Origin of the sequence: Amycolatopsis sp. NBC_00348, from assembly GCF_036114655.1 — a bacterium.
GTDB lineage: Bacteria > Actinomycetota > Actinomycetes > Mycobacteriales > Pseudonocardiaceae > Amycolatopsis.
The window spans coordinates 7553111-7575782 of the sequence record NZ_CP107994.1; the positions used below are offsets into that span (position 1 = coordinate 7553111).

Here is a 22672-nt window from a genome sequence, read left to right on the forward strand (position 1 = left end):
GCGAAACGTCATACGGACAGCGGAAGAACGCTCAGCTGCGGCCGAAGCACACGAACGGCATCAGCGGCTCGGCCTGGGCGGCGTCCGCCAGTGCGCGGGCCGGGGGCGTTCCCGACGACAGGGCCCGGTGGTAGGCCAGCATCACGCCACCCGCCGTCCGGTCGTCGACGCGGGCCACGCTCGAGACCACCGTCCGGCTGCCGCCGTAGAGCAGTGCCGCCGTGAAGCCCAGGACCTCGTCACCCGCGCGGACGACCGTCTGGCCGACGTCGCACGAGGACAGCACCACCTGCTCCGGGGCCGTCGAAAGCTGCTGGACGTCGTAGGCCATCAGCGGCCCGTCGGCCAGGTTGAGCCGGGAGAACAGCACGTTCTCCTGCTCGTGGTGGCCGTGCGCGGCGAAGTGCGCCAGGCGGCAGCCGTCGAACGCCTTGAGCGTTGCCGCGACCGTCGCGTCCGGGCCGGTCAGCACCGCGGCCTCCGGGTAGAGCGCGGCCAGCCGGGACACCTCGGCGTCGGCGTGGGTCAGGTCGGAGCCCGCGACCAGCAGCGGCGCCCCGGTCGCGCGCCGCGGCCGGCGGCCGGCGTCGAGCCAGGCCGACGACGACGGCGTCACGGTCACCGGGCGGCCGCGCAACGTCGGCAGCAGCCCCCACGGGATCGCGGACAGCGCGCCGGTCGGCACGACGACGACGTCGAGGTCGCCGAGCCGCGCGGCCAGCGGCTTCAGGAGGATCGCGTCGAGCGCCGTGACCTGGGTGCGCACCGACCGGCGGATGACGTGGTCCAGCTGCGGCGGCAGCTGGCGGCCGCACAGGGCGTCGAGGTCGCTGTGCAGCCGCGCGACCGGCTCCGCGACCGCCGCCGCCGGGCCCAGCTCGATCAGCGCGACCCGGTGGTCGGCGATCACCTGCGCGCACAACGCGCCGTGGTCGGCGAGGAAGCACACCATCGCGCTGCCGCTCGCCGCGAGCTCGTCGCCGACCTCGCGCAGCTTCGCTTCCGGGTGGTCCTCGTCGGTGCCCTCGGCCTGCCAGCCCTTGGCGCGGATCTCGTGTTCCAGTGCGGCACAACGCTTCACGGCCTGCGCGTCCGGCTTCCCGGACAGCTCGCCGGCGCGGATCTGCATCGAGAGGTACCGCAGCTCGGCGACGGCGTCGACGGTCTGCGGGTGCGCGGGCGGGCGCACCGGCCGGAATCGGAACGCCTGGGCGCGCGACCGGTCGAGCCACCGGAACACCACCCCCGGCGACCGCTGGGCGAGCGCCGCGGCGAGGCCGGCGTCGGCGAGCTCCTTGCCCAGCGACGTCGTCCCGGTCTTCAGGTCGACGCTGCCGAACCGGCTGCGGTGGCGCTGCAGCTGCGTCAGCCCGGCCCGTGCGTTCGCGAACGTCACGCGCCGGTTGCCGGTCGCCGCCCCGAGCTCGGCCAGCGCCAGCCGCCGGAAGAGGCGGTTCTCCAGCGGCGCGGTGCGGCGGTCGCGCGCGGCGATGCCGGCGCGGGCGCCGTCGAGGTCGCCCAGCACGATCCGGGCCCGGGCGCCGAGCAGCGCGGCGATCTCCGCGTCGTTGCGCAGGCCCAGCGCGGTGAGCCGGGCGGCCAGCGACGTCGCGTCGGCGGCGACGCGGGCGATCCGCCGGCCGGCCGCGAAGTCCGCGCGCAGCACGGTCAGCTGGGCGACCGCCGCCCAGGTTTCGTTGCCCCTTCGACGAAATCGACGCTCGGCGCGCCCGGCCCAGCTGCGCGCGGTCGACGTCTCCCCGCTCGCCAGCGCGGCCAGCGCGCGGGTCAGCTCGGCCTCGGCGTGTTCCTGGTTCATCCGCAGCCGCGGGAACTGTTCCAGCGCCGCACCGAGTTCGGCCGCGGCTTCGTTGGGCAGCCCGGCCGCGAGCAGCGCGCGGGCCTTGTCGACGGCCAGCACCGGCAGCATCCCGACGCTCTGCTCGGCGTAGAAACCGCTCGCCGCGTCGAAGTCGCGCAGGGCGCCGGGGATGTCGCCGGTCAGCACGCGCGCCTGGCCGCGGCCGTGCGCCGCCTTCGCGAAGATCCTGGCCAGGCCCTCTTCTTCGGACTGGCCGGCGCCGATCTGCTCGCACTGGTCGAGGTCGGCCAGCGCGAGCCGGACGCGCCCGGCGTACTGGTGCAGCATCGCGCGGTTGAGCAGGGTCCGGGCCAGCACGACGAACTCGCCCGCCTGCCGCAGCAACGGGATCGCCTCGTCGAAACAGTCGAGGGCCTCGTCCATCCGGCCGATCAGGATGAGCACCAGACCCCGTTGCTGGCGCAGGATCCCGCGCCCGGCGTCCGACACGAGGACGTCGGCCTCGTCGAGCAGCGCGAGGCCGCGGGTGCTGTTGCCGAGCGCCGTTTCGACGGCCGCGTAGGTGCCGAGGACGCGCGTGGCGAGGTCCGTCCACCCCGGCCAGTCTTCCGGCGCGGACGTCGCGGGCAGGCCGAGCAACCGCGCGGCGGCGCGGATCAGCCGCCCGCCGACCACCGGCTGGCCGTCGTTGGTCGCCGCGACCGCGCGCTTGTGCAGGTCGCGCACCCGGTCTTCGACCTTCGGCGAGGCGACCTCGGTGCGCACAGGCAGCCCTTCCGGCCGGGAACCGTTCCCCCGGCCGGATCCTACCTCGCGGTGCTCGCGTTTTTGAGCGCTCGCGAAGAGCGGGTCACAACTCGATGGCCGGGGTGCTCACCGTCCTCGACCGGCCGAGTGTGCGGACCAGGACCTGCACCATTCCGTGCGGCACACCGCAGACCGCGAACCGGCCTTCGGGGTCGGACGTCGTGGTCAGCGGGCCGCCGCTGGTGCGGACCTCGATCGGGTGCTCGGCCGGTGGGGTGAGCCAGCCGTCCAGGCGGATCGTGCCCGCCTGCTCGGGGCTGACGTTCACCATGATGGTCAGGCTTTCGCTGTCGAACGTGATCAGCCTGCCCTGCTCGGCGGCGCTGCGGGCGGCGACGAGTCCCTCCTGTTCCCGGATCCGCATCACTTCCAGGTCGATGTCCTCGAGCTGGATCGCGAACCGGATCTGGTCCACCAGCGTGGCGGGCATCGGGTCGGCGTCTTCCCACAGCTCGCGCACCCCGGCCAGCAGCCGGAGGTCGAGCTCGTCCAAGGGCTCGTTCGCGCCTGCTGGTTCGACGGTGGTCACAGCCAATCTCCTTCGCCGTTGGCGAGTAGCTGCTCACGCAGGCGCGCGAGACAGCGTCCCCTGGTCGGGCCGATACTCCCCCTCGGCATGCCCAGCCGGACGCCGACTTCGGCGTAGTCCGGCCGGTGCACGAACGCCACGATCCGCAGCAGGCTGCGGCAGCGTTCGGGCAGCTGGTCGACCGCGCGCCACAACCGCGCGCGCTGGTCGTCGCGCAGCACCCCCTCCTCGGGTGCCGGTGATGCTTCGGCGAGCCGCTCCGGCAGTTCCGGCAGCGGCCGTTCAAGCCGGCGTTTTTCCCCCGTACGCCAGGCTTCCCGCTTCGTGACGGTGATCAGCCAGCCGGTGAGCGCCACCGGCGAGCGGATCTCCGCGAACGAGCCGAGCAGGCGCAGCCACGCCGTCTGCACGACGTCCGACGCCTGATCGACGTCCAGGCCCTGATCACGCGCCACCTGCCAGAGCAGCGGCGTGAGCAGGACGACGAGTTCGTCCAGCGCCGCGCGGTCCCCGTCCCGCGCGGCGCCGAACAGGGTGGCGACCCGTTCGTGGTCCGTCTTGGCCACGGTCACAGTGCGCCCAGCGCGGTCCAAGCCCGCTTGACGACGGTGTCGCGCTCGACCGTGGCGAGGTCGGCGCCCGCGGTCTTGAGCAGCGCCTTGCCGATCTCCGCGGCGGCGAGCGGCGCGGCGAACGACGTGCCGTCCCACACCGCGAAGCCGGCGCTGTAGTCGTCCGGGTCGAACGAGTTGCGGCCCTGGTCCGGCACTTCGTGGTCGGCGGACGCGGTGCCGCGGACGTCGTCCGGGTAGGTGCTGACGACGCCCGCGCCGGTCGCCCAGCAGCGGACCCACGGGCCCTCGTTGGAGAACAGCGCCTTGCTGGCGGTGCGGTCGGGGTTGAGCGCGCCGACGCTGATCACCGGCGGGCCGCCGTTCGGGCCGGGCGGCTGGTCGGCGAAGGCCGCCGGGTAGAAGCGGCGGGTGGTGGCGTCGTTGCCCGCCGCGGCGACGACGAGCACGCCGAGGTCGGTCAGCTCGGTGATCGCCGCGGCGAACTGGCCGGTGTAGGCGACGTCGACCGGGTTCTCCTCGTAGTAGCCCAGCGACAGCGAGACGATGTCGACCATGTCCTCGGGCCGGTTGTCCGCCTGCGCGTTCCGCACGCGGTCGGCCAGCAGGTGCAGCGCGAGCAGCACATCACCTTCGTACGCGACGCCGTCGCTGTGCACGACGCGGATCGCGAGGGTGTCGGCTTCGGGGCAGGCCTGCCGGATGATGCCGGCGATGAACAGGCCGTGGCCGGTGTCGGTGTCGACGTCGCCGATCAGCGGCTGGCCGGTCGTCGGCGCGTCCCAGTAGTCGCTGAGCAGCTGGGTCGGCACGGTGACGCCGGAGTCGGTCTCCGCCTGCAGGATCGCCGCCTGGATGTCCGGCGCGACGCGCAGCCCGCTGTCGGCGGGCGGCGGGCCGCTGCGGTCGGCCAGCCCGAACCACGGGTGCGGGCCGATGCCGGTGTCGAGCACCGCGACGACCGGGCGCCGGTGCGCGGGCTCGGCGCTGCGGTGGGGCGGGGCCGCCGACAGCGTCACCGGGATCCGGTTGGCGCCGCGCGTCCGGCCGTACGAGCTGCCGGCGCCGAACCCGCTGGTCTCCCACGGGGTTCCGCCGAGGCCGCTGGTCTCCCACGGCACCCCGCCGAACACCGGCGTCGAGAACACCAGGTGCTCCACGGAAATCTTCGCAACGATCTCGGGGTCGATCTCCGGGTTCTCGCCCGCCGACGCGCCCCGCAGCAGCTGCACGGCCTTCCAGCAGTCGACGACGACGGGGTCGGAGTCCTCGCGCACGTGGAGCAGTGCCCGCACGGGCAGGTCTTCGAGCTGCCGGGCCCGGGCGCTCGCCTTGGTGTCGCCGCCGCGGTCGGCCGGCTCGGCGTAGATGCCGATGCGGGCGAGCACGCCGTTGACGGCGTCGAGGGTCCCCTGGTCGTGCAGGTACCGGTTCGGCATGAGGAACACCCCCGGCCGGTACACGGTCGTGCGCGGCACCGGCCGGCCCGGCACCGCCGTCGACGTCGCCGGGTCGAGCACCCGCGCGCCGTGCCGGTCGAGCAGCTGCCTCGGCGGTGCCGGGAGCTCGTTGAGCGTGCCGGGATCCTCCTTCGGTGCTCTGGAGCCCTCGTCCCTCACGAACCTGACCACCATCGGGTCCACCCTCTCGTTCGCCCCCGCCATTGATCACGTGTGGTTACTCGGGAAAGACCGGGCAGCCGCACCCGGGATACGGCACGGACGTCACGAATGCGTAACTACGACGGCAAACGGGTGACGACGTATCTGGCGTCGCCGGCTCACCCACTTGGACCTCGGAAGTCACCGGTGGCGCACCCGCGCCGCCCGGCATTCGGGGAGATCGCCATGGCTCTGCTCCGGTCGAGCGTCCAGGACGCGGCCCAGCCCGCACGGGTCCGCGGGCTGGGCGGCGCCTTCACACCGGAACCCGCGACCGGGGGCGGGAGTTTCGCCGTCCCGCTCGACCTGCCGGCCGGCCCGGGCGGCATCGCGCCGGCGCTGGCCCTGCGGTACGTCACCGGCGCGCCGAACGGCCCGTTCGGCGCGGGGTTCGCCGTACCGCTGCCGAACGTCCGGCTGGACGACGGCCGCGCGCGGAGCCGGACCAGCGGCCGGCTGGCCCGCCGCGGCGAGGGTTTTGTGCTCACCGCGCGGTCGGGCACCCGGCACTTCCTCGGCACCTCCGACGGCGGCCGGTCCGGCACCCACGCCTGGCACCTCGAGCGGACCGAAGACGCCTTGGGCAACACCACGGCCTTCGGCTGGGCGCACCACAGCGGGCAGGCGTACCTCGCGCGCATCTCCTACGGACCGTACGAAGTGGACTTCGCGTACGAGCCGCGGCCGGACGTCCTGCACGCCGACCGCGTGACGACGGCGTTGCGCTGCTCCCGGATCGAGCTGCGGGTGCCGGCCGCCGCGCGCCCGCTCGTCCGCCGCTGGACCCTCGGTTACGACGTCGACGACGGCGCTTCCGTGCTGACGTCCGTCGCGCTGACCGGCTTCGACGCGCGCGGCGCCGAAGCGGCCGCGCCGCTGCTGCGGCTCGCCTACGCCCGTGCGGATCCACCGGCCGCGCCACGGGTCCCGGTCCCGGCCCGGGCCCGCGCGAGCAGCGGCTCCGGCGTGCTGCTCCTCGACGCCGAGGACGAACCGCTGCCGTGGTACGCCCTCGAACCCGGCGACCTCGCGGGTGCCGGGCGGCTGAGCGAGATCGACAACGGCATCGGCCTGCGCACCGCGATCGAGTACACGATGGTCGAGGCGGTCCCGGTGGTCTGGCGCGTCACGCACCGCGAGTCGGCGACCGGGCACGCGGGCGCGACCGAGTTCGAGTACCACGAACGGCGGTCCGGCGACGCCTTCACGGGTTTCGGCCGGGTCGTCCAGGACGACCTCGGCGACGAGCACGCGCCGACCCTGCGGACCGTGCGCTGGTTCGGCGACGACGGGCTCCTGCGGCAGGAGGAGACCTACGGCCTCGACGACTCGCCCGACGCCGTCCGGCCGTACCGCCGGATCGAGCACAGTGGACGTCCACAGTGGACGAAATCGGTGACGACGGTGTTCGAGCGCCAGGAGAAACCGGTCTCGGTCACCACGACGGAGTCGGACCTGGACGCCGCCGGGAACCCGGTCCGGGTGGTGGAGACGACCGAGCGGCCCGGCCAGGAGCCCGCGGTGCGCGAGACGCGCACGACGTACGCGACCGATCCCGACCACCGCTTCGCCGCGCTGCCCGCCCGGGTCCGCGAGCTGGACGGCGCCGGGAAGGTGTTGTCGGACAAGCTGTTCCGCTACGACGAGCGTCCCGACGGGAGCGCCGGCTCGCAGGGGCAGCTCACCGCGCGGGAGGAGCTGGTGCTCCCCGACGCGCTCGTCGCCGACGTCTACGGCCCGATCCCGCCGGACCTCGGCCGGCACGGCCACCACCGCCGCGACGGCGAGGCCGGCTGGTGGACCACGACGTTCCACCGGCGGGTCGGCAACGTCACCGGGCTGCGCACGACGACCACCGGACCACGCGGCGACAGCCACGAGGTGCGGTACTCGGCGGACCGCTGCTTCCCCGAGGTGGCCACGGACCCGGTCGGGAACATCACGGCGACGCGCTACGACGTCCGGACGGCGCGGGTCTGCGAGGTGATCGACCCGGCGGGCGCGGTGACCACCGTGACGCACGATCCCCTCGGGCGCCCGGAAACCGTCGTGCGGCCGGGCGATTCGGCGGACCTGCCGACGCTGCGCCACCGCTACGACCACCACCACGGGCCGGTGCGGGTCACCACCGAGCAGCGCGCGGTGTCCGGCGAGGCGGAGGTGCTCGTGACGGCGGAGGTGCGCGACGGCGCCGGGCGGCTGCTGCAGCGGCGGCACGCCGAGCTTCTCGGCGACGTCGTCGACGAGCACCACGAGTACTGCGCGCGGGGCCTGGTGTGCCGGACGTCGCGGGCGTTCCGGATCGGCGGCCGGCGCGCGCCGGCGACCGAGTACCGCTACGACGCGCTGGCCCGCCCGGTGCGGGTGACGGCCCCGGACGGCTCGGTCCGGACGTTCGAGCCCGCGTCGTCGGCTCCCGAAGCCGTCGAGCCGGTCCGCGACCTGCTCGGGCGGGTGCTGCGCGACGCGGACGGTGTTGTCCACGTGCGGGACGCGGCCGGGAACTCGGTCCAGGCGCGGACCACCGGCGGGCGCACGGTGTACCGCGTCCACGACGTGGCGGGCCGGGTGGCCGCGGTGCGGGTCGACGACCCGGCCGGGCCGCCGGTCACCACGTTCACCTACCACGACGGCGGGCTCCCGGTGCCGCTCGAAGCGGGCCCGCACAGCTGCGGGCGGCTGGTGCGCGTGACCGACGAATCGGGCGTCACGCTGCTCGGTTACGACGCGCTCGGGCACGCCGTCACGAAGCGGTGGCGCCCGGCGCACGTGGCGATCGAGTACCGGCTCGACATCGTCCGCCGCGCCGACGGGCGGCTGTCGCAGGTGACCTACCCCGACGCCGGGGACGGCCGGCTGACCGTGCGGTACCAGTACGACGACGTGAGCAGGCTGGTGAGCGTGCCGGGCTTCGTCGACACCGTGCAGTACGACGTGCGCGGCCGGCGCACCGCGGTCCACTACGCGAACGGCGTCAGCGAGCACTTCGGCAACGGCCTGCACGTGGTCCGCGGCCCGGGCGGCCTGCTGCGCGAGATCCCGCCGCCGGCGCCGGTCGAAGGCCTGGACCAGCCCGCCGGCATCGAGATCCGCGACGCGTTCGGCCGGCTGCGCGGGGTGCACGGCGACGACGGCGTCAACGAGCTGTACGGCTACGACCACGCCGGCCGGCAGGTCCGCACGCTGGTGACCCACGGCACCGACATCCACGAGACGCTGACCCCGGACGAGCTCTACGCGATCGAGGACGGCGAGCTGGTGATCGTGGTCGCCGGGGCGGTGCGGCGGCACGCCGACGGGGCCCGGCGGTACCTGCACTTCGACGACCGGGACCGGGTCGCGCTGGTCACGGACGAGAAGGGCGCGGTGGTCGACCTCGCGTGGTGACCGCCGCGGTCACTTGCGGTGCTTGCCCCCTTGCCGCTCACCGCCGGAGTTCTCGGTGCCCGTGGTGGTGTTGGCGTCACCGCTGTCTTTTTTCTCGTGCTTCCCCATGTCGACCCCTCCCCTTGCGCCGATACACCCTATGGTAGCACCACGTAGTGGATCAACTCCACAGAGTGCGCGCTCAGTCGAGCACCGCCAGGTCCAGCCGGTCGAGCCGGGCCGGGTCGGCGAGGATGTCGATCGCCACGATACGGCCACCCGCGACCGTGAAGCCGAGCACCGAGAACGGGCGGCCCTCGCGGGTCGCCACCACGCCGGCCGCGCCGTTGACCAGGGCGCGCCGGACAGTACCGCCGCCCGCGCCGAGGCGGGAGAACGTCAGGGCCTGGTCGGCGACCGCCGCCGCGCCGGTGACCTCGATCGAGCCACCCCGCTCCACGCCGCGGTCCGCGCGCAGGACGACGTCCGGGGCGAGCACCGAGACGAGCGCTTCGAAGTCGCCACCGCGGGCGGCGGCGAGGAACGCGTCGACGACCGCGCGCTGCCGGGCGACGTCCGGGTCCGGCGCGACCGGCGCGCCCTGCACCCGCCGGCGCGCGCGGCTGGCGAGCTGGCGGGTCGCCGCCTCGGAGCGGCCGACGATCGGCGCGATCTCCTCGAACGGCATCGCGAACATGTCGCGCAGCACGAACGCCAGTCGCTCGCCCGGGGTGAGCGTGTCGAGCACGACCAGCAGCGCGAGGCCGACGGAATCGGCCAGCAGCACCGACTCCTCGGGGCCATAGTCCTCGCGGGTGATGATCGGGTCCGGCACGAACTCCTCGCGCCGGGCCTTGCGCGAGCGCAGCATGTCGAGGCAGACGCGCCCGACGACGGTGGTGAGCCAGCCGGCCAGGTTCTCGACGTCGGACGTGTCACTCCGGCTGAGCCGCAGCCACGACTCCTGCACGGCGTCGTCGGCCTCGCTCAACGAGCCCAGCATCCGGTAGGCGACGGCCCGCAGGTGCTCGCGGTGCGTCTCGAAGCGGTGCGCCAGCCAGTCGGCGTCGTTCACGGTTCTCGTCCTTCGCTCAGGTGCCCTCACCACCTTGACGGATCCCGTGCGCGAGATGTGACAGCTCAGTGCGTGAGGTCCCGCAGCACCCGCGCCGGATCGACGTCCACCGCGCGGCACGTGCCGGGGTGCTCGCTCGGCGCGCTCCACGCGGCCGACACCCACAGGTCGGCGTAGTCACCGCGGTCGACGGCCGGGAGCTGCCAGGTGAGCCGCGCGCCTTCCCGCTCCACGGTGTCCTCGGTGAGCGACCCGGCCCAGTACGGCGGCACGTGCTGCCCGGCCCGCGCGCACTCGCGCAGCACCTCGACGCCGGGGCCGCCGACGGTGACCACGGCGTCGGCGCTCTCGGCCGTGAAGCCGGCATCGGCGGGACTCACGTCTTCGGCGCCGATCAGCTCGGCCTGGACAGCGAACTCGCTCAGCGGTTCCCGCGCCAGCACGCGGAAGATGGTGGTCTGCCGGGTGACGGCGGGGTAGCCGTCGGGCAGGTGCGGCGCGCTCGGCCCGGACAGCACGTCGAGCCGCACGGACCGGTGCCGCCACCGGCACAGCCACGCGCCGGAGTCCAGGCCCCAGGTCAGCTCCGGCCGCGCCGGCACGTCCCACCCGTCGACGCGCACGGCGAACCGCACGGCGCCGAGCGGCGTGTCGATGCCCAGCGCCCGCGGCCGTGTCGTCGACAGCACGTCGGTGTCCAGCATGAAGTCATCCTCACCCCACCCCGGGATCCGCGAAAACGCGCAGCACGAACGTCACCCGTCCGTGGAAGATCGACCGCGAAGAGTCCGCTGTGGATGAACCGGCCAAATCGTCCACAGCGGACTCGTCGGTGGGAGATGTGTCAGAAGCCGCCCGTGCCGTTCGGGGTGCCCAGGCCGGTCGGGCCGTCGTAACCCGTGCCCGCCGTGCAGAGGTACGTGCCGCCGCAGCTGCCGTTCGACCCCGACGTCACGTCGTTCAGGCTGCCCGCGTGGGCGTACGGGTACGACCCCGACGTCACCGCGGTGCCCGCCAGCGCGTACACGCTCGCGATCACCGGCGACGACAGGCTCGTGCCGCCGACCTGGACCCAGCCGTCCGCGCCCTGGGCCAGGCCCAGTGCCAGCAGCAAGTCGCAGAACGACGAGCTGCCGCAGCTGTTGTACGTGTCGTAGACGCCGAGCCCGGTGGCCGGGTCCGCGACCGCCGAGACGTCGGCGACGGTCCGCTTGGCGCAGCCCGTGTCGTGCTGCCACGACGGCTTGGCCTCCAGCGCCGAACACCCGCTGCCGCTGCCGGACCACGTCGTCTCCGACCAGCCGCGCGTGGTGCCCGCGGCCTTCTTCAGCGTCGTGCCGCCGACCGCCGTGACGTACGGCGAGGACGCCGGCCAGCTCACGCCGTACCCGGAGTCGCCCGACGACGCCGTCACCGCGATGCCCGGGTGGTTCAGGTGCGCGTCGGCGGCGAGGATCGTCGAGTCCTCGGTGCCGCCGTAGCTGTTGGAGATGGCCACCACGCCGGGTGTCGCCGCGGCCGTGTCGACCGCCGTCATCAGCGGGTCGGTGTCCGCGGAACTGGCTTCCACCAACAGGATGTGACAGTCCGGACAGGTCGCCGACACGGCGTCGAGGTCGAGGCTGATCTCCTCGGCCCAGCCGTAGTCGCCCGCCGGCAACGGGCTCGCGGCGCCGTTCTGGTTGACCTTCTTGAAACAGCCATTGGCGGACGTGCACGGCGAAAGTCCGCGCGCCGCACGGAACTTCGCGAGATCGGCTTCCGCGGTCGGCGCGTCCATGGCGTCCACAATGGCCACTGTGCGGCCGTTCGCGTGCAGCCCGCCGAGGTTGTAGGCGGCCTGGATCTCGGCCGGGCCGTAGCCGACCGGCGTCGACGTCAGCAGCGGGCCGGCACCCTTCGGCGACCGGATGGCCTTGCCCAGGCAGTGCATTTTCCCGGGCATCTTTCCGGATGTGGCGCAGCCGAAGCTGATCACGCCGCCGCTCGGCAACGGCGCGGCCTCAGCAGCGACCGCGGGGACGGCGGCGACCACGGGCGCCGCGACGAGGGCGAAGGCCACGAAGGCTCGGACGAGGGTTCTGCCACGCGATGATTCAGCCATACCTACTCCTCGGTAGGGGACCACGGTGTGGCACCGGATCGTCGCATGTCACACGTTCGGGGTCACCCGACCGACGGAGGTTTCTCGGTTCAGTCATTCGCCCACTACCGTGCAAATCGGGTCATCGATCACAGAACGCCTCACCCACCTGGATGATTGGTCCAGACAAGTGTTACCGATTCGTGATCGAAGCACCGCTGAGCGGGAGCTACTTTGTTGTGACTCGCAACAAATGCTCGTGGATCCCCAACGGCGGAGGTGTCACGGCGTGGCCCGGACTTTGGAAAAGATTCGACGACGCCGGCGTGGCGCCGTCGCGACGCTCGCCCTCACGGCGTCGACCCTGTTGCTCGGCGCCGGGTTGAACGCCCCGGCCGCACTGGCCGCGGACGACTACACGCAGAGCGTCACGCAGCTCAGCTCGACGCAGCTGCAGCTCAACTTCACCCCGACGACCCCCGCGGTGTACGTGGACGTCCACTACACCGGCGTGCCGGGCGCCGGGCAGCAGAACGTCCGGATGACGAACGCCTCCGGCACGTGGCACTCCACCGTCAACGGTCTGAGCAGCGGAAACACGCTCGACTACTGGTTCACCTACGAGAAGAGCGGGCCGCAGTACGACACCCCGCACTTCACCTTCACCGTGGGTGGCGGCGGCACGACGACCGTCGCGGCGCCGACGTTCAGCCCGCCCGGCGGGACGTACTCGGCGGGCCAGACGGTGACGATCAGCAGCGCCACCTCCGGCGCGACCATCCGGTACACAGTGGACGGTTCGACGCCCACCGCGTCGTCGCCGCAGTACACGGCGCCGATCAGCGTCCCGGGCTCGCGGACGGTCAACGCGATCGCGCTCAAGTCCGGTTCGACGACGTCGGCGGTGTCGAGCGCGACCTACACGATCGGCACCCAGGCGGGCTGCCCGACGCAGTCGGACACCCCGAACTTCGGGTCCAACGTGCGGATCTTCGACCCGAGCATGTCCGCGGCGACGATCCAGGCGCAGCTGGACACCGACTTCAACAACCAGAAGGACACGCTCACCGCGCAGTTCGCGGACCGGCGCGTCGCCCACCTGTTCAAGCCCGGCACGTACAACAACGTGCACGACAACGTGGGCTTCTACACCTCGGTGGCCGGCCTCGGCCAGAACCCCGGCGACGTCCTGATCAACGGTGACGTCACGGTGGACGCGTTCAACGCCTCCGACAACGGCGTCGCGCTGCAGAACTTCTGGCGCTCGGCCGAGAACCTGGCGGTCAACCCCTCCGGTGGCCAGGAGCGCTGGGCGGTCGCGCAGGCCGCGCCGTTCCGCCGGATGGACGTCCGCGGCGGGCTGCAGCTGTACCCGGCGAGCTACGGCTACGCGAGCGGCGGCTACATCGCCGACACGAAGGTGGCCGGCCAGGCCGCGTCGATCTCGCAGCAGCAGTGGTACACCCGCGACTCGCAGCTCGGCAGCTGGAACGGCGGCGTCTGGAACATGGTCTTCTCCGGCACCAGCGGTGCGCCGGCGACGACGTTCCCGAACCCGCCGGAGACGACGCTGGCGACCACCCCGGTCTCCCGCGACGTGCCGTACCTCTACGTCGACGGCACCGGCAAGTACCGCGTGTTCCTGCCTTCGCTGCGCACCAACGCGTCCGGCCCGAGCTGGGCGAACGGCAGCACCCCGGGCACGTCGGCGCCGATGAGCCAGTTCTACGTCGTCAAGGCCGGCGACACGGCCTCGTCGATCAACAACGCGCTCGCGGCGGGCTGCAACCTGTTCTTCACGCCGGGCGTCTACCACCTCAACCAGACGCTCAACGTGACGAAGGCCGGCACGACGATCCTCGGCATCGGCTACCCGACGCTGGTGCCGGACAACGGCGTCAACGCGATGCAGGTGTCCGATGTGGACGGCGTGCGGCTCAAGGGCCTGCTGTTCGACGCCGGCACGACGAACTCGCAGGCGCTGCTCACGGTCGGCCAGTCCGGCTCGACGGCGTCCCACGCGGCGAACCCGACGACGGTCCAGGACGTGTTCTTCCGGATCGGCGGCGCGATCGCCGGCAAGGCGACCAACAGCCTGATCGTCAACAGCGCCAACACGATCATCGACCACATCTGGGCCTGGCGGGCCGACCACGGCAACGCGGGCACGGTCGGCTGGAACACGAACACGGCCGAGACGGGCTTGGTGGTGAACGGCGCGAACGTGCTGGCGACCGGCCTGTTCGTCGAGCACTACCAGAAGTACCAGGTGATCTGGAACGGCCAAGGCGGGAAGACGATCTTCTTCCAGAACGAGATGCCCTACGACGTGCCGAACCAGGCGTCGTGGAACGCGCCATCGGGTGTGGCGGGGTACGCCGCGTACAAGGTCGCGGCGGGGGTGACGTCCCATGAGGCCTGGGGTCTCGGGAGTTACTGCTTCTTCGACACGAACCCGGCGGTGTCCAGTTACCACGCGTTCGAGGTGCCGAACAACAGCGGCGTGAAGTTCCACAGCCTGCTGACGGTGTCGCTCAATTACCGCGGCACGATCACGCACGTCATCAACGACACGGGCGGTGTCACGCCTACGGGCACGGTGCCGGTCAACGTGGTGAGCTACCCGTAAACCGGGTAACGCAATGAAGGCCGCCTCACCGGACCCGACCCCGGTGGGGCGGCCTTCGTCGTCAGCGCTTCGGGTGGAGCGTGTCGTACTCGTGGGCCGCTTCGCGCTGGGTGCGTGTGGGGAGTGAGTGCTCGTCGTCTTCGGCGTCCAGGTCGTTGAGGCCCAGCTGGACGGCCTGGCGGATCTGCTCTCGGTTGTCGCGGACGACCGTGGAGAAGAAGTCGTCGATCCGCGGGTCGAGCAGGACTTCCAGCAGCACGCGGAAGGACGTGTCGACGACCGTGCGGACGATCTCGTCGTGGAACGGCAGCCGCTTGAGCTTGCCCAGCTGCGGGTCGGCGGCGATCTTCTCGGCGATGATCGTGCGCAGCTCGTCCTTGTTGGCGCCGAGCGACTTCGCGAGGTTCTCGGGGTAGTTGCCCGTCTCGAGGACCTTGACGACCTCGTCGAGCACGGCGATGGTCACCGGCTTCTTGATGGCCTTCACGATCGGCTCGGACAGTTTGTCGACAAGCCGATAAGTGAACTGTTCCCCGACGGCCCGGTCCGCGGCCCGCCCGATCCGGATCAGCAGCAGCACGACGCCGATGAACCTGTGCCCGGCGATGAAGGGGTGCGCGACGGGGATCATGGCGAACAGCTCGTACCAGTTGCGCACCAGGAACTTCTTGGCCCACTTGCGTTTGCGCCACCGCCACAGGAACTCGCCGAGGAAGATCGCGCAGATCCCGCAGTCGATGTAGAAGAGCACCAGGCCGACGTCGCGCGCGGGCGGGCTGAGGAGCGTGAACCCCAGCAACCCGACCGAACCGGCGGCCAGGATGAGCATGATCCAGTCGTCGGCGCGCACGTTCCCGGGCAGAATCCCGCTGTTGAGCTCCGGCTCGCGGGCTTCGCGAAGGGTGGCCATGCCCGATGATGGCACGGACGGCGCTCCCGAGCCGGTCAGCAGCGCCGCCGGTGGTAGCTCCACGTCACCGCGGCCAGCAGCGGCGCCCACAGCAGTACCGGCAGGTAACACGCCACGAGCAGGACGTGCCCGGCCGGGTGGGAGAACGCGACGAGCCCGAAGTCCGGGAAGTCCCGGAAAGCGAAGCCCCAGATCACCGCGAGCGCGACGGACCCGGCCGCCGCCGGCCCGATCGCGGCCCACGGCGCCGCGCGCCGCCCACCCAGCAGCGGCACCCACCGCGGCACCCGCTCACCCCACGGCCGCACGAGCCCGAGGGTCAGCAGCGCGAGCGCCTCGGAAACCACACTGAGCCCGACGATGTAGACCGCGTCCCCGCCGACATCGGCGTCCCCGGCCCGAAGCCCGAGCGGCACCCCGGCAACCAAGGCGATCCGCCACAACCCGGACGGCAAGGTCACCAAAGGCACCAGATGCGCAGCGACCACGGCCCAGCGAGGAGGCGTTGTTGTCATGAGCCCGATCCTCGACGCGCGCCCGGCGCGAGAACTCCCTCTCAGGGTTGAACCGGCTGGGACCCGCGAGGGAAACCCGTCAAAAACAGGACACTTGCCGAGGAATCTGCGCCACCGGGTAGCGAAACCGGAGCCGATACCGATCAACCGACAGGAAAGTTCGATCCAGTCGTGAGGAAGTCGCCATGACGACGCACTGAGCCCCCGAGCCGATACGGCCGCCCGGACCCTGCGGCCGTCCACCTCGGAAGTCTTTGCCGGGCAACGGGAAACACCTTGTCGCCGCGGACACCGCACGCGCACCATCGATGTAGTCACCCGATTTCGCACCCACGCCGAAATCGTCGAAATCCGGCTGGTCCGGGAAATTCGAGGAGTCTGCCATGATGGTCGTCTGTTCTTTCGCGTCGCTGGTACGGGCCGCCGTGCTGCTGGCCGCCCTCGCCCTCGTGGCCGGGCTGTCCCTCGCGGGGCCGGCCGCACCGGCCACCGCACCGCACCCGAGCCCGGTGAGCAGTTCGGCCACCACGTCCGTGCCGGTCGAGCAGTGACCGCGCTAGGGCTCGTCCGGCAGGGCCGCCAGCCAGAGGGTCAAGCAGCGCTCCACCGCCAGCAGTTCCGTCACCGTGCAGTTCGACACCACCGCCTCCGGCAGGCGGGACAGCGCCGCCCTCGCCGTTGCCACCCTGGCCGCGCCCGCTGGGGTGCATTCCACCAGGATGCGGCGGCGGTCCAGGCGATCCTTCCGGCGGTGGAGGTGGCCCGCTCGTTCGAGGCGGTCCAGCATTCCCGTCACCGCGCCCGTCGAGAGGTGCGTCTCCAGGGCGATGCGCCCCGCGGTCACCGGGCCGTCGGCGCCGCGGAGCGTTTCCAGGCACCGGTACTCCCGGAACGTCAAGCCCAAGCCGCGGGTCACTGCGTCGAAACGCTCGCGCAGCGCCGTTCCCAAGCGGCCGCCCAGGTCCGCGATGCGGCCCGGGTCCGGTGCCGTCGTGCGCATCGCCGCCTCACTTCCGGAGCAACGCTGTGCTGTGCTGGCCGGCCCGGAACACCGGGTCGGCCAGTACCTCCTGCAGCAGGTCGCTCGTCGTGCTGATGCCCGGGCCCGCGATGCGGAACTCGGCGAGCGCGCGCCGCATGCGGGCGATCGCCTGGTCGCGGTCCGGGGCCCAGACGATCACCTTGGCCAGCAACGAGTCGTAGTACGGCGGGACGTGCCAGCCCGCGTACGCGTGCGTGTCCACCCGGACGAACTGGCCGCCCGGCGGGACGAACTCCGTCAGCAGGCCCGGGCACGGCGCGAAGTCGCGCCGCGGGTCCTCGGCGTTCACCCGGCACTCGATCGCGACGCCGTTGGGGCGCACCTCGTCCTGCGTCACCGACAGCGGCAGGCCCGCCGCGACGCGGATCTGCTCGCGGACCAGGTCGATCCCGGTGACCGCCTCCGTCACCGGGTGCTCCACCTGGATCCGGCAGTTCACCTCGATGAACGCCGCTTCGTCGCCGTCCACCAGGAACTCGAACGTGCCCGCGCCGGTGTAGCCGACCGCCGCCGCGCCGCGGACGGCCGCCTGAGTGAGCCGCTCGCGCAAGGCCGGCGGGAGCAGCGGCGCCGGGCTCTCCTCGATCAGCTTCTGGTGCCGCCGCTGCACCGAGCAGTCGCGTTCGCCCAGGTGCAGCACCGTGCCGTGGTTGTCGGCCAGCACCTGGACCTCGATGTGCCGCGCGTTCTCCCAGTACCGCTCGAGGTAGACGCGGTCGTCGCCGAACACGCCGCGCGCGGTCGCCCGCGTCGTGCGGAACGTCGGGAGCAGCTCGTCCCACTCGCGGACCACCGCCATGCCGCGGCCACCGCCGCCCGCGGACGCCTTGATGATCACCGGCAGGCCGACGCGCTTGGTCGTCTCGACCAGCTCGGCCGGCGAGCCGATGGCCTCGGCCGAACCGGGGACCACCGGCAGGCCGGCCGCGGCCATCAGCTCGCGCGCGGTCGCCTTGTCGCCGAGGCGCGCCATGACGTCCGGGTGCGGGCCGATGAACACGATGCCGTTCTTGTCGCAGATCTCGGCGAAGTCCGGGTCCTCCGACAGGAACCCGTACCCGGGGTGGATCGCCTCGGCGCCGGTGCGCAGCGCGGCCTCGATGATCATCGCCGGGTACAGGTAGCTCTTGCGCGGCGCCCCGGGCCCGATCTGCACCGCCTCGTCGGCCAGCCGGACGGCGGCCGAGTCGCGGTCGGCCGTCGAGTGCACGACGACCGTGCGGATCCCCATCTCGCGGCAGGTCCGCACGACGCGCAGCGCGATCTCGCCGCGGTTGGCGACGAGGATCTTGCGGAACGGCGGCTCGGTCTGCGACGTCTGTGACGTCTGCGCTGTCACGGCGTCACCCTTCGGTTCGCGGCCGGAGCAGCAGCAGCAGCGGCTGGCCGTACTCGACGGACTCGGCGTCGCCCGCGACGATCTCGGCGACGACGCCGGCCTCCTCGGCGAGGATCGGGTTCATCAGCTTCATCGCCTCGACGATGCCCACCTGCGTGCCGACCTCGATCTCGTCACCGACCTCGACGAACGGCCGCGCACCCGGCTCGGGGCACCGGTAGAAGGTGCCGACCACCGGGGCCGCCACCGCCACCAGGTCCTCGGCCGGGTCGCTCACCTCGGGCCGGGCCACGACGGCGACGCCGTCGGTGACGCGCACCCCCACCGGCCACTCGACCTCGATGCTGGCGCAGCCGAACCGCACCACGGCCCGGCTCGGCGGCTCCGGCGCCGCGCGGACGGCGTCGGCGAGGCTGCGGCCGAGGATCGCCATGGCGTCCTCCGCGTCGAGCCCGCCGAACGTCGAGGCCGGCAGCACCGAGTCCTCGTCGGTCGTGATTTCGGGATAGGTCCTGGTCATGCTCAGCTCCGTTCCCGCGCCGCTTCAAGGGTCCCGAACCGGCGGAACTTGGCCCGCCGGGCCGCGGCCAGGCCGGCGCCGTCCCGGCCGCGCAGCTCGCGCAACGCGCACACGACGGCGTCGCGCACGAGCAGTCCCGCGCGCGCCGGGTCGCGGTGCGCCCCACCGGGTGGCTCGGGCACCACCCCGTCGATGACGCCCAGTTCCAGCAACGACCTCGCGTCCACCCGCAACGCCTCCGCGGCGACGCCGGCCGCCGCCGGATCGCGCCACAGGATCGCGGCGCAGCCTTCGGGGCTGATCACCGAGTAGGTCGCGTTTTCGCACAACAGCACCTGATCGCCGACGGCCAGCGCGAGCGCGCCACCGCTGCCGCCTTCACCGGTGACGACGCTGACCACCGGCACCCGCAGCCCGCCGAGCACCCGCAGGCACTCCGCGATCGCGCCGGCCTGCCCGGCGCGTTCGGCGTCGAGGCCGGGGTGCGCGCCCGGGGTGTCGATCAGGGTCACCACCGGCACGCCGAGCTTGCCCGCCAGCCGCATCAGCCGGGCGGCCTTGCGGTAACCCGCGGGCGAGGGCATGCCGAAGTTGCGGCGCACCAGTTCGTCGGTCGCGTGGCCCTTCTGGTGGCCGATCAGCATCACCGGCAGCCCGTCGATGGCGGCGAGGCCGCCGACGATGGCCGGGCAGTCCTCGCCCGCGCGGTCGCCGTGCAGCTCGACGAACCCGTCGAGCCAGGAGACGGCGTGGTCGAGCGTGGTCGGCCGGTCGGGGTGCCGGGCGAGCTCGACGGTCTGGCGGATGTCGCGGCGCTCCAGCGCGACGACGTCCCGGATCACCGGGTCGGTGTCGCTCTCGCCCCAGTCCGGGTCGACCGGCCGGGTCGCGGTGAACAGCGCCGCCAGCACGAACGGCAGCTCGGCGCGGGCGCGGACGTCGTCCACGAGCCCGTGCTCCAGCAGGAACTCCGAGGACTGGAAGCCTTCCGGCAGCCGCTGCCGGATCGTCTGCTCGATGACGCGCGGGCCGGCGAACCCCATGCGGGCGCCCGGTTCCGCGACGATCACGTCGGCGAGCGTCGCGAACGACGCGGCGACCCCGCCGAACGTCGGGTCGGTGACGAGCGTGACGGTCAGCAGCCCGGCCTCGTCCAGCGCGGCCATCGCGTTGCTGGTCTTGGCCATCTGCACCAGCGAGAGCACGCCTTCCTGCATCCGGGCGCCGCCCGACGCGGTGACGACCAGCAGCGGGACGCGGTCGGCGAGCGCCGTCTCGGCGGCCGTCGTGATCGCCTCGCCCGCGGCCGTGCCGAGGCTGCCGCCCAGGAATCCGAAGTCCATCACCGCGACGACCACGGGCGCGCCGCGGATGGCCCCGCGGGCGACGAGCACCGCGTCCGACGTCCCGCTGTTCTCCCGCGCCTTGGCCAGCCGGCGCTCGTAGGGCTGCAGGTCGGTGAACTCCAGCGGGTCGTGCACGGTCGCGGCGGGCTCGACCAGCTCGGCCGACCCGGGGTCGAGCAGCAGGTCGAGCCGTTCGGCCGCGGTCAGCCGGAAGTACCGGCCGCACTCGTAGCAGACCTTGGCGCCGCGCTCGAGGCGCTTGCGGTAGAGCAGCGAGCGGCAGTCCGGACAGGACAGCCACTCCTCCTCCACCGGCCCGGCCGTGTCCGGCGGGCGGTTCGTCACCGAAGTCGTCATGACGCACCGTCTCCCTCTTGCGTCTCGGAATGGTGTTCCTCGGTTTGAAAGCCGGAGTCAGGGGCCGGGCTGAACGGCGGCTGCCCGGCCAGCGCGCCGCCGCACTCGATCAGCGCGCCGAGCACGGCCCGGCCGGCCGTCCGCCACCGCGGTTCCGCCGTGAACTCGGGGTTCACGGCGCGTCCGGTCCCGAGCGGGTCGCGGCGACCCGGTAGACGGCGTACGGCCGCGCCAGCGACAGATCGCGGTAGGGCCGCAGCGGCGCCGTCTGGTCCTTGTGCCCGGCGCCCTGCTCCCAGGCGTCGAACGCGGCCAGGTCGGCCCAGGAGCTGACCACCACGAAGCCGTTCTCGGCGTGGACCGAGCGCAGCAGCTCGTTGCCGAGCAGGCCGGGCGTGCCCGCCAGCCGGTCGCCGGCCTCGTGGTAGGCCGCTTCGATGCCGGCGGCGTCGTCGGTCACGTGGTAGAGCAGGACGCGCACGCCGCCGTCGGTCACCGGGCCACCGCCCAGTCCGCGTGCGCTCGGCCGGCTTCGGCGCTGCCGGCCAGGTGGGCGACGACGTGCATGGTCGTCATCGAGCCGCCCGAGCGGAACGGGTGCAGCTTCTGCCGGTGCTCCAGGTGCCGGTCGCTGGTCTCGAACTCGCGGAAGCGCGGCTCGTCGACCCAGTCGCTGACGATGTAGTAGACGCCGTCCTCGTCCGACCGCGACAGCCACTGCCCGAGGTTCGCCGGGTGCGACGTCACCGAGTCGCCGATCTCCGCCCAGACGCGCTCGAACTCGCCGCCGAGGCCGGGCTTGATCTCCATCCGCAGCATGACGCGGAACGCGGCGGCCATCAGGCGATCCCGCCGTCGACCGAGACGACCGAGCCGGTGACGTACCGCGCGTAGTCACTGCTGAGCCAGGACACCGCGCCGGCGACCTCGTCGGGCGTGCCGAGGCGGCCGAGCGCCGTCTTGTCGCTGTAGCGCTGGATCATCAGCGCGCGCTGCTCTTCCGGCATCGCGTCGATGGCCTCGGTGTGAATCATGCCGAGGGACAGGATGTTGAAGCGGATACCTCGTGAACCCAGTTCACGGGCAACCGACCTGTGGAGTCCGTGCAACGCCGCTTTGGTGGTGGTGTAGTGCGCCCGCAGCGGGATGCCGACCTCGATCGACTTCGAACTCATGCTCATCACCGAACTTCCCTCGTGCAGCAGGGGAAGCGCGCCCTGGATGACCAGGTGCACGGCCGTGACGTTGGTGTCGAGCGTCCGCTGCCAGTCCTCGAGCGACAGCTTTTCGTACGGCACGTGGTTGATGATCGCGGCGTTGTTGACGATGACGTCGAGCTGCCCGAAGCGCGTCCGGCACTCGCCGAGCAGCTCGGTGATCTGCGCCGGGTCGGCCAGGTCGGCGCGCACGACGTGGTGGTTGCCGCCGAACTCCTTCAGCTCGCGCTCCAGCGAAAGGGCGGCTTCGCCCTCCTGCCGGTAGCACGTGACGACGTCGACGCCCTGGCGTGCCAGCGCGAGCACAACGCCGCGGCCGACCCCGCGCGTCCCGCCGGTCACGAGTGCCTTCTTGCCTGCCAAACCGAGATTCATCAGGTCCTCCGTGTTCTGGTGACGTGGGCGTCGCGGCTCACAGCGACAGGCCGAGCGCGAGGCAGTTGGCGAGCAGGGCGAGCACCGACAGCGCGGTGCGCGTCCGGTTCCACCGGCCCCACGCCGGCCGCGGGTCGCGGCCGGCGAAGTCGGCGGGCAGGTCGTCCGGGTCGAGGGCCCGCACCCACTTGTTGACCGGGACGTTCTTGAGCAGGGAGATGGTGATCGTGGCCAGCGCGAGCACGGTCGCGGCCAGGAACAGCGGCCGGGTGCCCGCCGCGTCCGCGACCAGCGCGAGCGTGACGTCGCCGAGCACGGTCACGATCAGGCAGACCGGCATGAACGGGTCGTAGCGCGTGGCGAAGAAGGCGTGCGCGTGCACGTACCGGTCCGCCGGCAGGCTCTGCAGCAGCGGCCAGCCCCCGAGCTGGGTTCCCATCAGGACCCCCGCGGCGAGGCCGTTGGCCAGGATCACGAGCGGGACGAGCACCTGCAGCACCGCACACC

General features: G+C 72.5%; 20 protein-coding genes. 3 read left to right on the forward strand and 17 right to left on the reverse strand.

Annotation, left to right across the window (positions count from 1 at the left end; genetic code table 11):
• Window positions 1-31 precede the first annotated feature (31 nt).
• From OHS58_RS33165 to OHS58_RS33180, 4 genes are all read right to left on the reverse strand, one after another.
• Window positions 32-2587: a CHAT domain-containing protein gene (locus tag OHS58_RS33165; RefSeq protein WP_326944811.1), complete on the reverse strand. Its 2556-nt coding sequence runs from the start codon at window positions 2585-2587 to the stop codon at window positions 32-34.
• A gap of 85 nt (window positions 2588-2672) precedes the next feature.
• Complete coding sequence (locus OHS58_RS33170) at window positions 2673-3158, reverse strand: hypothetical protein (protein ID WP_247058680.1); 486 nt, start codon at window positions 3156-3158, stop codon at window positions 2673-2675.
• Window positions 3155-3730, reverse strand: a complete 576-nt coding sequence (locus tag OHS58_RS33175) for an RNA polymerase sigma factor (protein WP_442875482.1) — start codon at window positions 3728-3730, stop codon at window positions 3155-3157. Before OHS58_RS33175 ends, OHS58_RS33170 begins: the two co-directional genes overlap by 4 nt.
• Window positions 3727-5349: a S8 family peptidase gene (locus OHS58_RS33180; protein WP_328645103.1), complete on the reverse strand. Its 1623-nt coding sequence runs from the start codon at window positions 5347-5349 to the stop codon at window positions 3727-3729. The genes OHS58_RS33175 and OHS58_RS33180 overlap by 4 nt, the downstream gene beginning before the upstream one ends.
• A gap of 228 nt (window positions 5350-5577) precedes the next feature.
• Between OHS58_RS33180 and OHS58_RS33185 the strand changes: the two genes are divergently transcribed.
• A complete protein-coding gene (locus OHS58_RS33185) occupies window positions 5578-8778 on the forward strand; it encodes a SpvB/TcaC N-terminal domain-containing protein (RefSeq protein ID WP_328645104.1) in 3201 nt (1066 codons plus the stop codon).
• Window positions 8779-8959: 181 nt separating this feature from the next.
• Here the strand turns inward: OHS58_RS33185 and OHS58_RS33190 are convergent, their stop codons facing one another.
• The 3 genes from OHS58_RS33190 to OHS58_RS33200 form a co-directional block, all read right to left on the reverse strand.
• Window positions 8960-9832: a sigma-70 family RNA polymerase sigma factor gene (locus OHS58_RS33190; protein ID WP_328645105.1), complete on the reverse strand. Its 873-nt coding sequence runs from the start codon at window positions 9830-9832 to the stop codon at window positions 8960-8962.
• 65 nt (window positions 9833-9897) lie between these two features.
• Complete coding sequence (locus OHS58_RS33195) at window positions 9898-10536, reverse strand: hypothetical protein (RefSeq protein ID WP_328645106.1); 639 nt, start codon at window positions 10534-10536, stop codon at window positions 9898-9900.
• Between the two features lie 140 nt (window positions 10537-10676).
• Window positions 10677-11936, reverse strand: a complete 1260-nt coding sequence (locus OHS58_RS33200) for a S53 family peptidase (protein ID WP_328645107.1) — start codon at window positions 11934-11936, stop codon at window positions 10677-10679.
• A 268-nt stretch (window positions 11937-12204) separates the two neighbouring features.
• Here OHS58_RS33200 and OHS58_RS33205 point away from each other — a divergent pair, with 268 nt between their 5' ends.
• Complete coding sequence (locus OHS58_RS33205) at window positions 12205-14544, forward strand: chitobiase/beta-hexosaminidase C-terminal domain-containing protein (protein ID WP_328645108.1); 2340 nt, start codon at window positions 12205-12207, stop codon at window positions 14542-14544.
• A 61-nt stretch (window positions 14545-14605) separates the two neighbouring features.
• Here the strand turns inward: OHS58_RS33205 and OHS58_RS33210 are convergent, their stop codons facing one another.
• Both OHS58_RS33210 and OHS58_RS33215 read right to left on the reverse strand, forming a co-directional pair.
• The gene (locus OHS58_RS33210; protein WP_326944821.1) at window positions 14606-15454 is read right to left on the reverse strand and encodes an ion transporter; all 849 of its coding nucleotides are present in this window, start codon (window positions 15452-15454) and stop codon (window positions 14606-14608) included.
• Between the two features lie 35 nt (window positions 15455-15489).
• On the reverse strand, window positions 15490-15915 hold the full coding sequence (locus OHS58_RS33215) for a hypothetical protein (RefSeq protein ID WP_328645109.1): 426 nt from the start codon (window positions 15913-15915) through the stop codon (window positions 15490-15492).
• A gap of 437 nt (window positions 15916-16352) precedes the next feature.
• Between OHS58_RS33215 and OHS58_RS33220 the strand changes: the two genes are divergently transcribed.
• On the forward strand, window positions 16353-16520 hold the full coding sequence (locus OHS58_RS33220) for a hypothetical protein (protein ID WP_328645110.1): 168 nt from the start codon (window positions 16353-16355) through the stop codon (window positions 16518-16520).
• A 5-nt stretch (window positions 16521-16525) separates the two neighbouring features.
• Here the strand turns inward: OHS58_RS33220 and OHS58_RS33225 are convergent, their stop codons facing one another.
• The 8 genes from OHS58_RS33225 to OHS58_RS33260 all read right to left on the reverse strand — a co-directional run bounded on the left by OHS58_RS33225 (window position 16526) and on the right by OHS58_RS33260 (window position 22664).
• Window positions 16526-16969: a MarR family winged helix-turn-helix transcriptional regulator gene (locus OHS58_RS33225; protein WP_328645111.1), complete on the reverse strand. Its 444-nt coding sequence runs from the start codon at window positions 16967-16969 to the stop codon at window positions 16526-16528.
• A gap of 7 nt (window positions 16970-16976) precedes the next feature.
• Window positions 16977-18350 (reverse strand): acetyl-CoA carboxylase biotin carboxylase subunit, encoded by a 1374-nt coding sequence (locus OHS58_RS33230; RefSeq protein WP_326944840.1) that lies wholly within the window; start codon window positions 18348-18350, stop codon window positions 16977-16979.
• 4 nt (window positions 18351-18354) lie between these two features.
• Window positions 18355-18870 carry an acetyl-CoA carboxylase biotin carboxyl carrier protein gene (locus OHS58_RS33235; RefSeq protein ID WP_328645112.1) on the reverse strand — a complete coding sequence of 172 codons (516 nt, stop codon included), beginning with the start codon at window positions 18868-18870 and terminating at the stop codon, window positions 18355-18357.
• A gap of 2 nt (window positions 18871-18872) precedes the next feature.
• Window positions 18873-20573, reverse strand: a complete 1701-nt coding sequence (gene accA, locus OHS58_RS33240) for an acetyl-CoA carboxylase carboxyl transferase subunit alpha (RefSeq protein WP_326957069.1) — start codon at window positions 20571-20573, stop codon at window positions 18873-18875.
• Window positions 20574-20745: 172 nt separating this feature from the next.
• Window positions 20746-21069 (reverse strand): antibiotic biosynthesis monooxygenase family protein, encoded by a 324-nt coding sequence (locus tag OHS58_RS33245; RefSeq protein ID WP_328645113.1) that lies wholly within the window; start codon window positions 21067-21069, stop codon window positions 20746-20748.
• Window positions 21066-21413 (reverse strand): antibiotic biosynthesis monooxygenase family protein, encoded by a 348-nt coding sequence (locus tag OHS58_RS33250; protein ID WP_326944843.1) that lies wholly within the window; start codon window positions 21411-21413, stop codon window positions 21066-21068. Before OHS58_RS33250 ends, OHS58_RS33245 begins: the two co-directional genes overlap by 4 nt.
• Complete coding sequence (locus tag OHS58_RS33255) at window positions 21413-22165, reverse strand: SDR family NAD(P)-dependent oxidoreductase (protein WP_328645114.1); 753 nt, start codon at window positions 22163-22165, stop codon at window positions 21413-21415. The genes OHS58_RS33250 and OHS58_RS33255 overlap by 1 nt, the downstream gene beginning before the upstream one ends.
• Before the next feature lie 37 nt (window positions 22166-22202).
• Window positions 22203-22664: a DUF1772 domain-containing protein gene (locus OHS58_RS33260; protein WP_247058698.1), complete on the reverse strand. Its 462-nt coding sequence runs from the start codon at window positions 22662-22664 to the stop codon at window positions 22203-22205.
• Window positions 22665-22672 lie beyond the last annotated feature (8 nt).